Annotated in this window: 13 protein-coding genes and 2 pseudogenes; 12 read left to right on the top strand and 3 right to left on the bottom strand. The window is 63.8% G+C overall.

Annotated features, from left to right (window positions below; genetic code table 11):
• Positions 1-238: pseudogene (locus FNA46_RS15695) on the bottom strand (ABC transporter permease); the annotation flags it as partial.
• A gap of 1 nt (position 239) precedes the next feature.
• Positions 240-1220: an HlyD family secretion protein gene (locus FNA46_RS15690; RefSeq protein WP_143126151.1), complete on the bottom strand. Its 981-nt coding sequence runs from the start codon at positions 1218-1220 to the stop codon at positions 240-242.
• Between the two features lie 388 nt (positions 1221-1608).
• Between FNA46_RS15690 and FNA46_RS15685 the strand changes: the two genes are divergently transcribed.
• From FNA46_RS15685 to FNA46_RS15630, 12 genes and pseudogenes are all read left to right on the top strand, one after another.
• The gene (locus FNA46_RS15685) at positions 1609-3375 is read left to right on the top strand and encodes a tetratricopeptide repeat protein (RefSeq protein WP_143126150.1); all 1767 of its coding nucleotides are present in this window, start codon (positions 1609-1611) and stop codon (positions 3373-3375) included.
• Between the two features lie 411 nt (positions 3376-3786).
• Positions 3787-5448 carry a cytochrome-c oxidase, cbb3-type subunit I gene (gene ccoN / locus FNA46_RS15680; RefSeq protein ID WP_143126152.1) on the top strand — a complete coding sequence of 554 codons (1662 nt, stop codon included), beginning with the start codon at positions 3787-3789 and terminating at the stop codon, positions 5446-5448.
• Positions 5449-5451: 3 nt separating this feature from the next.
• Entirely contained in the window at positions 5452-6186 is a 735-nt protein-coding gene (gene ccoO / locus FNA46_RS15675; RefSeq protein ID WP_143126149.1) for a cytochrome-c oxidase, cbb3-type subunit II, read from the top strand.
• Between the two features lie 2 nt (positions 6187-6188).
• Entirely contained in the window at positions 6189-6359 is a 171-nt protein-coding gene (locus FNA46_RS15670; protein WP_143126148.1) for a cbb3-type cytochrome c oxidase subunit 3, read from the top strand.
• Positions 6350-7225: a cytochrome-c oxidase, cbb3-type subunit III gene (gene ccoP, locus FNA46_RS15665; RefSeq protein ID WP_143126147.1), complete on the top strand. Its 876-nt coding sequence runs from the start codon at positions 6350-6352 to the stop codon at positions 7223-7225. The genes FNA46_RS15670 and ccoP overlap by 10 nt, the downstream gene beginning before the upstream one ends.
• The gene (locus FNA46_RS15660) at positions 7222-7461 is read left to right on the top strand and encodes a hypothetical protein (protein WP_143126146.1); all 240 of its coding nucleotides are present in this window, start codon (positions 7222-7224) and stop codon (positions 7459-7461) included. Before ccoP ends, FNA46_RS15660 begins: the two co-directional genes overlap by 4 nt.
• The gene (locus FNA46_RS15655) at positions 7458-8246 is read left to right on the top strand and encodes a DUF2189 domain-containing protein (protein ID WP_143126145.1); all 789 of its coding nucleotides are present in this window, start codon (positions 7458-7460) and stop codon (positions 8244-8246) included. The genes FNA46_RS15660 and FNA46_RS15655 overlap by 4 nt, the downstream gene beginning before the upstream one ends.
• Positions 8247-8273: 27 nt before the next feature.
• Positions 8274-10487: a heavy metal translocating P-type ATPase gene (locus FNA46_RS15650; RefSeq protein ID WP_143126144.1), complete on the top strand. Its 2214-nt coding sequence runs from the start codon at positions 8274-8276 to the stop codon at positions 10485-10487.
• Positions 10480-10677 carry a cbb3-type cytochrome oxidase assembly protein CcoS gene (gene ccoS, locus FNA46_RS15645; RefSeq protein WP_143126143.1) on the top strand — a complete coding sequence of 66 codons (198 nt, stop codon included), beginning with the start codon at positions 10480-10482 and terminating at the stop codon, positions 10675-10677. Before FNA46_RS15650 ends, ccoS begins: the two co-directional genes overlap by 8 nt.
• Positions 10678-11163: 486 nt before the next feature.
• Positions 11164-11923, top strand: a pseudogene (locus FNA46_RS15640) (acetoacetate decarboxylase).
• Positions 11920-12708 (top strand): 3-hydroxybutyrate dehydrogenase, encoded by a 789-nt coding sequence (locus FNA46_RS15635; RefSeq protein ID WP_143126142.1) that lies wholly within the window; start codon positions 11920-11922, stop codon positions 12706-12708. Before FNA46_RS15640 ends, FNA46_RS15635 begins: the two are co-directional and overlap by 4 nt.
• Positions 12709-12722: 14 nt before the next feature.
• On the top strand, positions 12723-13883 hold the full coding sequence (locus FNA46_RS15630; protein WP_143126141.1) for a patatin-like phospholipase family protein: 1161 nt from the start codon (positions 12723-12725) through the stop codon (positions 13881-13883).
• 206 nt (positions 13884-14089) lie between these two features.
• Here the strand turns inward: FNA46_RS15630 and FNA46_RS15625 are convergent.
• The coding region (locus FNA46_RS15625; RefSeq protein ID WP_143126140.1) for an IS256 family transposase at positions 14090-14936 on the bottom strand (847 nt) is incomplete at its 5' end.

Genomic DNA, 14936 nt, shown 5'->3' with positions numbered 1-14936 from the left:
CCGGCGTCGCATCGACGGTGCGGATGATCATGCGGGAGAGATCGCCGCCATCCAGATTGAGAACCGCAATCGGAAGCCGTGTCGCCAGCCCCTGGCTGAACACGGCAGACAGGATACCCATCAGGAAGAGCGGCAGCACCACCGTCAGGGCGAGCAGCAGGGGATGCTTGCGGAACTGCCCAAGTTCCCGCACGAAGACGATGAGGAAACCGGGCCTCAGACTGGTTTTTCCGCGCATCTCATCGCTCCGGCCGGGACCAGGAGAGGATGGCGCTCATGCCGGGCCGCAACCCGTCCACCCGGTCCACCGGCTCGGCGCGCACCTCGAAGGTTCTGAGGTCGAAATCGCCGGTGGCACGCGTGGCGCGCCAGGTCGCATATTGCCCCTGCGCGTTGATCACCGTCACCCGCGCATTCACGGTCGCATTCTTGAGCGCCGGCACCAGGACGGACAGGCTGTCGCCGACCTTCAGGCCCTTCAGCAGATCCTCGCGCAGGTTGAAGGTAAACCAGGGATGGGCGATGTCGACGATTGAAAAGAGCGGTGCTCCGGCGCTGAAATTTTCGCCCAGTTCGGCAATCCGCGTGGTCACCTGTCCGGCAATGGGGGCAACCAGCGTCAGTTCCTTCACGTCGGTCTGCTGCTGGTTCAGCGTCGCTTCGGCCTGTTCCACCTTTGTCAGTGCCAGCGCCCGTTCTTCCTTGCTGGCACCGGCCACCGCCAGATCGAGATTGGCCTGCGCCGCCTCGCGCGCCCGCAGCGCCGATTCAAGATTGCGGCTGGACTGCTCGAGCCGAGCCTGCGAGGCCGCGTTGGTTTCCGCAAGCTTGGTCTGGCGATCCTTGTCGGAGAGGTAGAGCACCACATCCGCATCGGCGGCACGCACTTCGGCCTTATGCGCCTCGATCACCTCGGGACGCGTGCTGTTCACACGATCCAGATCCGCCCTTGCCACGGCCAGCGCCGCCTGCGTCGCCAGCGTCGCAGCGACCAATTGCGGACTTTCGAGCTGCGCAATCACGATCCCCTGCTCTACCGTATCGCCCACATCGACATTCAGCTGTGCGACACGGCCGGACACCCGCGGGCTGACGTCAACGCGATCCGCAGACACCTCCCCCTGCACGACAAGCGCCGGTGGACGGGTGGCGAACCACAACAGCCCGGCAAGGCCTGCGATGCTTGCGACGCCGAGTGCCGCGCCGAGTTTACTCACCATTATCAAAAACCTTTCAGAGAAAGCGCGAATGCGTGTGTGTCACGGGGACAAGCTTAAGGCGGCGGCCAGGGGCGCGCGTGGTCGATGCTCTGCAGGGGGCGGGTTCGGTTCCACTCCGGGCAGATCGATCCGATGCGCTTTGGCTGACGCCACAGACGGAAACGAGGTTGTGCCAAGTTCCCTCAACATTGCGCCACACCACCTGGTGTTGAAGTTGGGTCAAAAGTAATATTTAATTGCATTAACGGAAGTGAGCTGGTCGTGAGTTCGCAGGAACTCACATCGTTTGAGGGGAGCGAGCTTGGGTGACGCTGCCCGTAGCAGCCTCTCTGCCGACAGCGAAGGATCCGCGGGTTCGCACCTAAGCCTTTGAGAGAACGAGAATTTCATGAAGACCGACCTGCCAGCTTCGGCCATACGGGAGCAGATGAGCCTGCTGCGCAAAAGTCCGGCCTTTGCGGGTTCGGAGCGCCTGATCGAACTGCTCAGTTACGTGGTGGAAGAAACGCTGAATGGTCGTGCGGGCGAGCTGAAGGAAGCCGTGATCGGCAACGCGGTCTACCAGCGCGATCCGCCCTACGATCCCCGCATCGATTCAACCGTTCGCGTCGAGGCAAGGCGACTGCGCAGGAAGCTGGAAGAGCACAGCCGCATTTACGGGCAGTCGGACCCGATCACGATCATGATTCCCACAGGAACCTATGTGCCGGCCTTTGTCATCAGATCCGGTGAGCGTGATGCGTCGCCGCTGCATCAGGGACCCGACCGGAACATCTTCCGTAACGGGCCGGGCGCCGTGATCGCCATCCTGCCTTTCCGTGCGGTGTCTGGTGATGTGGCCACCCAGGCATTTGCCGACATCATCACGGACGAGCTGATTTTTACGTTCGGTTCCGAACCCGGACTGAATATTCTGTCGCGGGCAACGACATTCGCCTACAAGGACAAGCAACCATCGATCCGAGACCTTGCTGCGGAGCTCGGGGTCGACGCCGTCATTCAGGGCACGGTGCGAGAACACGCGGATATTATCCGCGTCACGCTCGAGGTGTCCGATCACCGCGGCGTGGTCGTTACCTCCGACCGGTTTGAAGGCTCGATCGATCAACATGCGGACCTGCCGGAACGGATTGCCACAACCTTTGTCAGCCGCCACCGGTTCGATACATCCAAGCTGCGGGCGCGCCTTGTCAAACCAGGGCCGGCGGCCGTTCAGGCCCACGGCCAGCTCTACAGGGCGCGCCAGCTGCTGGATCGCCAGGTGCCGGAGAGCCTGCGTGAATCTCTTTCCATCTTCTCGAAGATTGCCGAGGATACCGCCGATTATGCGCGCGGCCACTCCGGGATTGCCGATTGCTACTGCGACATGTTCCGGATCGGCATGGTGGATGCAGCAACGGCGCGTTCCTTTGCGCGGCCTGCCGTGGAAAAAGCGCTCGAGATCGATCCACAATCGGCCGAAGCCTTGACCGCTCTGGGTGTGGTTCAGGCCTGGCTGGAGCGCGACTGGCCGGCAGCAGAGACCAGTTTCAATGCTGCGATGACCTATGGCTATCATGCCAGAACCGCGCGGGTGTTCGGCACCTACCTTGCCGCGCGCGGCAGGGAGGATGAATCCGAGCGGCTTTTTGCGGAGGCAAGGCGGATCGAGCCGTTTTCCCAGCAACAGGATATTGCTGAAGCGCTGAGCCGGTTCCAGTCTCGGAACTTCTCCAAGCTTTCAGAAACGGTATCCGCCCTGACATTGCGGAACGCGCCGATGGAAGCCCTGTTCTATCTGGCACTCGGCGCCCACTTTGCCGGCAATCCGGAATTTGCCCGCCACTGTCTGCAGCCGCTCGGCACGATGATGATGACGCATCCGTTGCTGGTCTTTGCCAATGCCGAACTGGAGGCCTGGCTGGGATCGCCCGATCGCGCCGCCGCCCTGCTGAAGACCGGCAGCCCGAAAGCCAGCTTCTTCGCCCACTCCACCCTCGCCTGCGCCATTGGCGACGGCGAGGCTGCCCTGCGCTATCTGCATCTGGCCTTGCGCAATCGGGAATTGTCCACCGTCTGGATTCGCATGGACCGGAGGTTCGATGTGATCCGCAATTTCGACCGGTTCAGGGCGCTGACCGGCGAGGCGCGCATCGCAAGCGCGCTCATTGCCTGAGCGGTCCTCACCTCAACTTACAGTAAGCCGACGGTGATCTCACTTCCGGCACCGGCGGCGCATCTCTAGAAAGATGTCCGTCCACCCTCGCATGTTTTTCGCATTCATGCCGGACCCGGCGTGGAACAGCCAGAGGCCCCCCGCTACCTGGCTGTTGCGCGTTCCGGGCACGGACGAGGCTGCCTGCGGATCTCGGGACCCGCAGGCAGCCATGCCGCCCTGATGGTGCAACCGTCCGGGACAACCAGACGCCAAAGGCCTGGACGGGCGGCATCTCCCGTCGCCGAGCGGACCAGACGGGCCTTGATCTCCCGGCCGCAGGTCTTGCGTTCGCCGAAGGCGATGTTCACGGGCGGTCGGCTCGGCACACCTCTGCGGTGAACGGTAATCTTGACCGCCAAACGGAAGGACATGGATGTGATCTCGAACTTGACGATGGACGAGCGCCGGCGGGCACTGCTCATCCTGCTCGTGATGGCGCTTGTCGGGCTGACTTTTGCCGCAGCCGGACATGGCGATCCGATCGCGGTGCATGGCGCCCTCGTCCTGGTGCTTTCACTGGCACTGGCCTTCCCGGTGATGGGGCATCTTTATGACCCCGAACCATCGATCGAGCGCTTCAATGCCTACTACGACGATCCGAGCAAGGTCGGCGTCATCCTGACCTTCGTCTGGGCGGCCTTCGCCATGTTCGTCGGCGACTGGGTGGCCTGGCTGATGGTCGAGCCGACCTGGACGACCGGCAGCGCCTGGTCGAGCTTCGGCCGGCTGCGCCCCGTCCACACCACCGGTGTCATCTTCGGCTTCGGCGGCAATGGTCTGATCGCCACCTCCTTCTATGTGATGCAGCGCACCTGCCGCGTGCGCCTGCCGGACCAGCTGAGCCCCTGGTTCGTGCTCATCGGCTACAACCTCTTCTGCATTCTCGCCGTCACCGGCTATTTGCTCGGCATCACCCAGTCCAAGGAATATGCCGAGCCGGAATGGTATGCCGATCTGTGGCTGGTCATCGTCTGGGTCACCTATTTCGTGCTCTACATGCGCACGCTGGCGCGCCGCGAGGAGCCGCATATCTATGTGGCCAACTGGTACTACATGGCCTTCATTCTGGTGGTGGCGATGCTGCACATCGTCAACAACCTCGCAGTCCCGGTCTCCTTCCTCAGTGCCAAGAGCCATTCGCTGTTTTCCGGCGTGCAGGATGCGCTGACGGAATGGTGGTACGGGCACAATGCGGTGGCCTTCTTCCTGACGGCCGGCTTTCTCGGCATGATGTATTACTACCTGCCGATCCGCGCTGGGCGGCCGATCTTCTCCTACCGCCTGTCGATCATCAGCTTCTGGGGCATCACCTTCATGTATATGTGGGTGGGCTCGCACCACCTGCATCACACCGCCCTGCCGCAATGGGTGCAGACCCTCGGCATGACCTTCTCGCTCGTTCTTCTGGTGCCCTCCTGGGGGTCGGCGGCCAATGCGCTGCTCACGCTGAACGGCGCCTGGCACAAGGTGCGCGACGATGCCACGCTGCGCTTCATGATGATCGCCGCCGTCTTCTACGGGCTCACCACCTTCGAAGGCTCGTTCATGGCGATCCGCTCCGTCAATGCGCTATCCCATTACACCGACTGGACGGTCGGCCATGTGCATGCGGGCGCGCTCGGCTGGGTGGCGATGATCACCTTCGGCGCGCTCTATGCATCGATCCCCTGGCTGTGGAAGCGCGAGCGCATGTATTCGCCGGCGCTGGTGGAAGTGCACTTCTGGCTCGCGCTCTCCGGCACGGCGGTCTACGTCTTCGCCCTCTGGAATGCCGGTATCATCCAGGGCCTGATGTGGCGCACCTATACCGAAAACGGCAATCTGGCCTACACCTTCCTCGACTCCGTCGTCGCCATGCGGCCCTATTACATCGCGCGCGCCTTGGGCGGACTGCTGTACCTGCTCGGCGCGCTGGCGGGCTGTCTCAACCTCTATCTCACGATCCGCTTTGCCGCGCCGGCGACGGAAGCCGCTTCCCGGAAGCCGCTTCGCGACGGACTGGACGATGCGGCCACGCAGCCGGCGGAGTAGGCCATGTTCACACTGCACTACAGGCTGGAACGGCGGGCGATCGGCATGACGCTCGGCATCATCGCCGCCGCCAGCATCGGCGGCTTCGTGGAGATCGCACCGCTCTTTACCATCGACCAGACCGTCGAGGCGGCACCGGACATGCGCGTCTATACGCCGCTGGAACTCGCCGGCCGCAACATCTACATGCGCGAGGGCTGCTATGCCTGCCACTCGCAGATGATCCGCACGCTGCGCGACGAGGTGGAGCGCTACGGTCCTTACAGTCTGGCGGTGGAATCGAAATATGACCACCCGATGCTGTGGGGCTCCAAGCGCACGGGGCCGGACATCGCCCGCCTCGGCGGCAAATATTCCGACGAATGGCATGTGCGCCACCTCCTCGATCCGCGCGATGTCGTGCCGGTTTCGATCATGCCGTCCTATGGCTGGCTGATGGAGAATGACCTGCGCATCGACGACCTTCGGGACCAGCTGGCCACCCAGCGCGCCGTCGGCGTTCCCTACACGCCGGACATGATCCGCCACGCGGCGGACGATGCCTATGCCCAGGCCAATCCGGACGGCAGCGGGGTGAAGGACCTGACGGCGCGCTACGGCGAGGCGACGACCGTCCGCGCCTTCGACGGCACGCCCGGCCGTCTGACCGAAATGGATTCGCTGGTCGCCTATCTGCAGATTCTCGGACGGCTGACCGATGCCGCAAGCCGCGACACCCTTGCGAAAGACCTGGAGTGACCATGGACCTTTCCCACGAGACACTGGTCTGGGTCGCCAAGACCTTCGGCCTCATCTATCTGGTAATCCTGTCGATCGCGGTCGTCGCCTATGCCTGCTGGCCGGCGCGCCAGAAGGAGTTCCGCGACGCATCCACCGCGATCCTCAACCGGGAGGACCGCCCATGGCGCTAGGCGAACGCGATCCGGTCACCGGCTACCTGACCACCGGGCATGAATGGAACGGCATCAAGGAACTCAACACGCCGGTGCCGCGCATCGTCTACGTGTTCCTGAGCCTGACCACCACCTTCGGGCTGATCTACTGGCTGCTGATGCCGGCCCTGCCGCTCGGCACCACCTATACCAAGGGGCTGCTTGGCTATGACGAGCGTCGGGTGGTCGAACGCGCTGTTGCCCACGCCGAAGCCGAGCGGGCACCCTGGCATGAGGTTCTGGACCGGCAGGACTTTGCGAGCTTTGCCGCCGATCCAGCCGCCATGCAGGAGATCCGCGAGGCCGGCCGCCTGCTGTTCGGCCAGAACTGTGCTGCCTGCCATGGCATCCACGCGACGGGCAACACCGGATTTCCCAATCTGGCCGCCGGCGCGCTGAACTGGGGCGACAGGCCGGAAGTCCTGCAGCAAACCATCCGCGTCGGCGTCAATTCCGACCATCCGGAATCGCGCACAGCGCAAATGCCCGCCTTCGGCCAGGACGGCATTCTCAGCCGCCCCGAGGTGGACGCAGTGATCGCCTATGTTCATGACCTCAGCCGTGACGGAACTGCCGTTTCGGCCCTTGCCCATCCTGCCGGCGCCAGGATCTTCGCCGCGCAGTGCGCGGCCTGCCATGGCGCCGATGCCCGCGGCAAAGCGGATGTCGGCGCGCCCAACCTCACCGACACCACCTGGCTCTATGGCGGCGATCTGCAAACGATCTTTCAGACCGTATGGTATGGCCGGCAGGGGCACATGCCCAGCTGGGAGGCGCGGCTTGGGGCGCGCAATGTCAAGCTGCTCGCCGCCTATGTCGCGGACCTCAGGACGCGGCAGCCATGAGTGCGCCGGCCGCCATTGGGCGCAACCACCGTGTCCTCATGATCGCCATCACCGTGGCGCTGACAGCGCTCGTCGCCGGCGCCAATGCGCATCTGGTCTATGTCTCGCTCGCCTCGCAGCCGGATTGCGTGCCGCACCGCCGCATCGGCGAGCGCCAGACCGGCAGTGCCTTCGCGGCCGCCGGTTCGTCCTGCAGCCCGGCTCACCTCACCGAAAACCCGCGGAGTGACCGATGAACGATGCCCTTCCGGAAATCCTGCCGGCCGAGCCCCGGCGAGACCAATGGGCCCGCAACCTGCCCGCCGACGAGGCCCTTCGCTGGTTACGCTCCGGCTGGCGCGACCTGATGCGCGGCCCTCTCCTCAGCCTGAGCTACGGTCTGTTCGTCTGGGTCCTGCTTGCCGCTGCCCTCTGGTCGCTGATTGCCTACGGCGCCGACTACATCCTGTTCCCGGCACTGTCCGGCCTCATGGTGATCGGTCCGGTGCTCGCCATGGGCCTTTACGAAAAGAGCAAACGGCTGTCGCTCGGCCTGCCGGTGCGTCTGCGCGACATGCTCTTCGTGCGGCCGGTCTCCGGCTATCAGGTGGTGTTTGCCGGCGCCCTTCTCTGCCTGCTGATGATGGTGTGGCTGCGCGCGGCCGTCATCCTCTATGCGCTGTTCTTCGGTCTCCTGCCCTTCCCGGGCCTCGATCATCTGATCCCGATGCTCGCCTTCACGCCGACAGGCTGGGCCATGCTGATGGTCGGCGGCGCGGTTGGCGGTCTGTTCGCCGCGCTTTCCTTCGCTATCGGCGCTCTGTCGCTTCCCATCCTGCTGCAGGAGCCTTCCGATGCCTTGACCGCGATGGGCACCAGCCTGGTGCTCGTCTGGCACAATCTGAAGGTCATGCTCGCCTGGGCGGCCATCGTCTCGGTGCTGTTTGCCCTCAGCGTCGCGTCTGGGCTGCTCCCGCTCATCATCGTCTTTCCCGTGCTGGGACACGGGACATGGCACAGTTACCGCGCGATGCGGCCATAGGCCCGCGACCGGCTTGAGGACCTTATCATGTCACTGCCCCTCGATCAGGCACCGTCGATTGCCGAGCGTGCGCGCGATCTCGCCTTCTTCAGCCACAGGCCGGCAGGTGCCGGCGCATCCCGGCGGGCAGAACTGGTGGTCCCGTCGATGCAGTGCGGCGCCTGCTTGCGTCGCGTGGAAACGACGCTGTCCGCGCTGCCCGGCGTGACACAGGCCCGCGTCAACCTCTCGACGAAACGGGTCATCGTCGAGTGGAGAGACGCGGATCATCCCCCAGCGCTGATCGAGACGCTGGATGAGATCGGTTTTCCGGCCCATGCCGCCGAACTGGGCGATCAGCACCATGATGCGGAATTGAGCGCCCTCATGCGGGCCCTCGCGGTGGCCGCCTTCGCCTCCAGCAACATCATGCTCCTCTCCTTTGCCGTCTGGTTCGGGGCCGATCCGCAGACACGGCAATATTTTCACCTGCTGTCGGGGCTGATCGCCCTGCCGACCGTCCTCTATGCCGGACAGGTGTTCTATCGCTCGGCCTGGTCGGCGCTGAAGCATGGCCGCACCAACATGGACGTGCCGATATCCATCGGCGTGACGCTGACCTTCGCGCTCAGCGTCTGGGAGACGATGCAGCATGGCCGGCATGCCTATTTCGACGCAGCCGTCTCGCTGCTCTTTTTCCTGCTGATCGGCCGCACATTGGATCACATGATGCGAGCCCGCGCGCGCAGCGCCGTCGCCGGCATCGCACGGCTGGCAGCGCCCTGCGCCACCGTGATCGCACCGAATGGAAGCCGCCGCGACATCGCCCTGTCGGAGGTCATGCCCGGCATGTTGCTTATAGTGGCGGCCGGGCAGCGCGTACCGGTCGACGCGCGGATCGTCAGTGGGACGTCCGAGGCGGACTGCTCGCTGGTCAGCGGCGAAAGCGCGCCGGTTCCCGTTTCGACCGGGGCTGAACTGCAGGCGGGCATCCTCAATCTCGCCGCACCGCTGACCCTGCAGGCGCTCAGACCATCCAGCCAGTCCTTCCTCGCCGAGATGACGCGGATGATGGAAGCCGCCGAATCCGGCCGAGGCCTCTACCGCAGGATCGCGGACCGGGCGGCGGCCCTTTACGCGCCCGTCGTGCATGCCGCCGCAGCGCTGACGCTCGTCGGCTGGCTTGCGATCGGCGCCAGTCTGCATCAGGCCCTCACCACGGCCATTGCCGTGCTGATCATCACCTGCCCCTGCGCGCTCGGCCTTGCAGTGCCCATGGTGCAGGTGGTGGCCGCAGGCCGGCTTTTTCGCAAGGGCATCCTGGTCAAGGATGGCAGTTCACTGGAGCGCCTGCGCGAGATCGATACGGTCGTCTTCGACAAGACGGGCACGCTGACGGTCGGTGTGCCGGAACTCCTCTGGCCAAATCCGGAAAACCTGGAGGAGAATAGCGCCCTTGCGGTCGCCGCCGGCATGGCCTCGCAGTCCGGCCACCCCTATTCCCGCGCCATCGCCGCCGCCTGTCCGCAGCCGCTTGCGGTACGGGCGGAAGCGTTGAGCGAGCAGGCCGGCTACGGTCTCGAAGCACGGATCGACGGCGCCGTCTTCCGCCTTGGCCGGCCCGGCTGGGCGGCCCCCTTGCACGCGGTCGACCCGCAGGTGAGCGTCGCTCTGAGCCGCGACGACAAACCGCTCGCCAGCTTCCGGTTCCGCGACCGCCTGCGCGGCGGGGCCGCAGACGCAATAGCAGACCTCAAGGGACGCGGGCTCGCCGTCGAACTGTTGTCCGGCGACCGGGCATCCGCCGTGGCGGATCTGGCAGGGCGCCTGGGTCTCCCCTATCGCGCAGAGGCGACGCCGGCGGACAAGGTCCGACGCCTGGAAGAGCTGAAGCGACAGGGGCGCACGGTGCTGATGGTCGGCGACGGGCTGAACGATGCCGCAGCGCTTGCGAGCGCCAATGTGTCGATCGCGCCGGCATCAGCCTCCGACATCGGACGCACCGCCGCCGATCTGATCTTCCTGCATGAAAGTCTGAGCGCCATTCCGCTCGCACACCGGATCGCCGTGAAGAGCGCCGATCTCATCCGGCAGAATTTCGCACTCTCGCTCGCCTATAATGCGATGGCCGTGCCGGTGGCGGTTGCAGGTTTCCTCACGCCACTGATGGCCGCCGTTGCCATGTCGTCATCCTCGCTGATCGTCGTCCTCAATGCGCTGCGGCTCGCCGCCCCACGCCACGAGGAGGCGTCGCATGGCTGACGCCTTGTTTCTCGTTCCGCTGGCAGTCGTCCTCAGCGCTGCCGCTCTCATCGCCTTCCTGTGGAGCCTTGCGGACGGCCAGTACGACGATCTCGCCGGCGCCGCCGAACGGGTGATCCATGAGGATCGTGAGCACCCCCTGCCCGGCAGAAGCCTCAGGAACGATATAGCGGGCCAGGACGGCGGATAGCCATCGGCCCCTTCGGTGCGTGGCCTGTTCCCGAAAGGTCATGCGATCCTCATCGGCATCCCCCGCGCGCAAGAGACCGGATCTCGCCCACGCCTTTCCGTCGCGACGCATTCTGCATTCCCCTGTTGGCGTTTGTCTTTTCGGGAAAACCGGATTCCGTTTTCCCTGACGAACTGTTTGATCCCCGGCATTGACCATAGCGCGCCGGCATTCGCGCTTCATGCACAAGCTTACGGACCTTGGTGCGCTGGTCCGCCACACTTGCGACACGACCGCTCACAGTGAGCTGACTGCGTCTCACTTCCTGCTGCATCGTCAGAGCCATTAAACATCTTCTGCGCCCACCCGGACCGTATCGCGTGACATCGGATCGGAGCAGCTCACCCGTATTAGCGGACCGAGATGAGGCGGGCGGGCACGAAAAGACCAGCGGACGGCGCTCTTTCGCGCACACCCTTGACGGTCCCTCTGGAGCCGAAGACCATTATGAATGAAGCAGAGATCCTGAAGCACGCCTTTGCCATGCCGCTCACCAGCCCGGCATTTCCGAAGGGACCCTACCGGTTCTTCAACCGCGAATACCTGATCATCACCTACCGCACCGATCCCGATATTCTGCGCCGGCTGGTGCCGGAACCGCTGGAGATCGACCGCGACAATCCGGTGGTCAAATACGAATTCATCCGCATGCCGGATTCGACCGGCTTCGGCGATTACACCGAAAGCGGCCAGGTCATTCCCGTTTCCTTTCAGGGGCGAAGGGGCGGCTATACGCACTGCATGTTCCTGAATGACGATCCGCCGATTGCCGGCGGGCGTGAACTCTGGGGCTTTCCCAAGAAGCTTGCGAGCCCCCGTCTGACGACCGAAACCGACTGCATCGTCGCGACGCTCGATTACGGTTCGGTGCGGGTCGCGACCGCTACGATGGGCTACAAGCATGTGCGGCTCGAGGATGGCCCCGTGCTGGCGTCCCTTGCAGCACCCAACTTCCTGCTCAAGATCATTCCGCATGTCGATGGCACGCCGCGCATCTGCGATGCTGGTGGAATACCATCTGCAGGATATCGATCTCAAATGGGCCTATACCGGCCCCTGCAGCCTGAAACTCGACAGCCACGCGCTGGCACCGGTCAATGACCTGCCGGTGCTGGAGATCCTGTCCGCCTCGCATTTCCGTGCCGATCTCACGCTCGGCCTCGGCGAGGTCATCCATGATTATCTCGCAAACCAGGAGCATCCATGAAACTCGCCCGTAAAGTCGCCATGGTGACCGGTGCCGCCAGCGGCATCGGCAAGGAAATCGCCTTCACCTTTGCCGAGGCCGGCGCAAAGGTCGCCATTGCCGACCTGAATGTCGACGCCGCCCATGGCGCCGCCGGAGAGATCGACGCGCGCTATGGAAAAGGCACCGCGATCGGCATCGGCATGGACGTGACCAGCGAAACACAGGTGGATGCGGGCATGGACGAAACCGTCGCCCGGTTCGGCCAGCTGGATATTCTGGTCAGCAATGCCGGCATCCAGATCGTGGCGCCGGTCGATGACTATGATTTCGCCAAGTGGAAGCAGATGCTGGCGATCCATCTCGACGGCGCCTTCCTGACGACACGTGCCGCGCTCCGCCACATGTATCGGCAGGGCCAGGGCGGCAGCATCATCTACATGGGATCGGTGCATTCCAAGGAAGCATCCCTCCTGAAGGCGCCTTATGTCACCGCCAAGCATGGCCTCTCCGGCCTTGCCAAGGTGGTGGCCAAGGAAGGCGCAAAGCACAAGGTGCGCGCCAACGTCATCTGCCCGGGCTTCGTGCGCACGCCGCTCGTCGACAAGCAGATCCCCGAACAGGCAAAGACCCTCGGGATCACCGAGGAGGAGGTCGTGCGCACCATCATGCTGAAGGACACGGTGGATGGCGAGTTCACCACCGCCAAGGATGTCGCCGAAGCGGCGCTGTTCTTTGCCGGCTTCGAAAGCAATGCCCTGACCGGCCAGTCCATCGTCGTCAGCCACGGCTGGTTCATGCAGTGATGTCAGGAGGCTCCATGAAAGCCCGCAGCCCATCCTCTCAAGGCCGCCCGCCCTTCGAATGCATCGCGCTGGTGCTGCAGGGCGGCGGCGCACTCGGCTCCTATCAGGCCGGGATCTATGAAGCGATGGCCGAGGCCCGCCTGCCGATCGACTGGGTGGCAGGCATTTCCATCGGGGCAGTGAATGCCGCCCTGATTGCCGGCAACCCGCCGGAACAGCGGGTGGAAAAGCTGCGGGCCTTCTGGGACACGATTACGGCCAATCCGCTGCTGGACTGGATCACGACGCATGAACTGCTGACGCCGCGAGGCGACCTGGCGCGCCGGATCCACAATGCCATCAGCGCCAATTACACCATGGCGTTCGGCGCGACGAAATTCTTCGCGCCGCGCGTTCCGTCACCGTTTCTCCATGCGCAGGGTGACCGTGAGGCGACGAGTTTCTACGACACGGGAGCGCTCAAATCCACGCTGGAGCGACTGGTCGATTTCGACCGCATCAATCACCGCGACATGCGCTTTTCGGTCGGTGCCGTGAATGTCAGGACCGGAAACTTCACCTATTTCGACAACACGCGCCATCGCATCGGGCCGGAACATGTCATGGCCAGCGGTGCATTACCGCCCGGCTTCGGCGCCGTCGAAATCGACGGAGAACATTACTGGGATGGCGGCCTGATTTCCAACACGCCACTGCAATGGGTGGTCGATACGGCTGGCATTCGCCAGGATACGCTGGCCTTTCAGGTCGACCTGTGGAGCGCGCGCGGCGAACTGCCGGGCAATCTGTTCGAGGTCTCGACGCGTCAGAAGGAAATCCAGTATTCCAGCCGCACCCGATCGGAAACCGACCACTTCAAGCGTCTGCAGCGTATCCGGGGCGCCCTCGCCCACCTGCTCGAGACCCTGCCTGCGGAGCTGCAGGACAGCGAACATGTGAAGCTGCTCGCCGAGGTGGCGGACCAGAAGGTCTATAGCGTCGTTCACCTGATCTACCGGACACAGAGACACGAGGGGCACTCGAAGGACTACGAGTTCTCGCGGCTGACTATGCTCGATCACTGGCGGGCCGGCTATCAGGACGCCAGACACACGCTGGAAAATCCCGAAATCTACAAGCGTCCCCAAAACCGAGAGGGCGTGCTGGCCTTCGATCTTCTCAAAGAGGATGTCTAATAGGCGTTCTCACTGCTGGTGACTCTTGGCCTTCCCAAATCGCGATGAATCTGAATCTCAGGTGCAAACTGGAGATTTCGGATACGAACAGGAATTTCATTGCGTGGGGGTTTTGACGCGGAAGGTCTTTGGCGTCGTGGATCGTGTCCCAGGAGGTTGTGTATCTTCGGCGCTCGCCGTGCCTTCCGGACAGAGCCGGGAATGTGTCAGCTTGCCGCTGGCAGGCTGATGAGCGGATCATCGCTCATTGTGGCGATGGTCTCACGGGTCATGTCGCGGGATCGCTGGACTGCCCATTCGTCGTTCTGCTCAAGCAGCAGTGCGTCGACGAGGCGGACGATGGCGCCATCGTTAGGGAAGATGCCGACGACCTCGGTGCGCCGTTTGATCTCGCCATTGAGGCGCTCGATGGGGTTGGTGCTGTGAAGCTTGGTCCAGGGCTGCCTGGGAAAGGTCATATAGGCGAGCACGTCTTCTTCAGCGGTGTCCATGAGTTGGGCGAGCTTCGGCACTTTCGGCCTGATCTGGTCGGCGGCGTTGCGCCACTGAGTGCTTGCGGTCTCCGGCGTATCCTGGGCGAAGGCCGTGGCGATGAAGGCGGAGACCACTCGTCGGCCGCTCTTTCCGGCATGGGCCAGCGCGTTTCTCATGAAGTGAACCCTGCGCCTCTGCCAGGTAGCCGATAGAACCTTGGAGACGGCGGCCTTGATCCCTTCATGGGCATTGGAGACCGCGAGCTTCACTCCGCGCAGGCCTCGCCTGGTCAGCTTGCGCAGGAATTCTGTCCAGATTGGCTCGGCCTCGGATGTGCCGATCTCCATCCCAAGCACCTCGCGTCGACCGTCGGTGTTCACACCCACGGCGATGATGACCGCGACCGAGACGATGCGCCCACCGCGACGAACCTCGAGGTAGGTGGCATCGATCCACAGATAGGGCCATTCTCCTTCGATGGGTCTGTCGAGGAAGGCCCTCACCTTGTCGTCGATCTCCTCGCACAGCCGAGACACCTGACTCTTGGAGATGCCCGACATGGCCTGCTGCCGGTTTCTT

The organism is Affinirhizobium straminoryzae (assembly GCF_007004135.1).
In the GTDB taxonomy this organism is placed as follows: domain Bacteria; phylum Pseudomonadota; class Alphaproteobacteria; order Rhizobiales; family Rhizobiaceae; genus Neorhizobium; species Neorhizobium straminoryzae.
The sequence above is the reverse complement of the archived record's forward strand: the minus strand, read 5'-3'. Positions and strand labels throughout refer to the sequence as shown.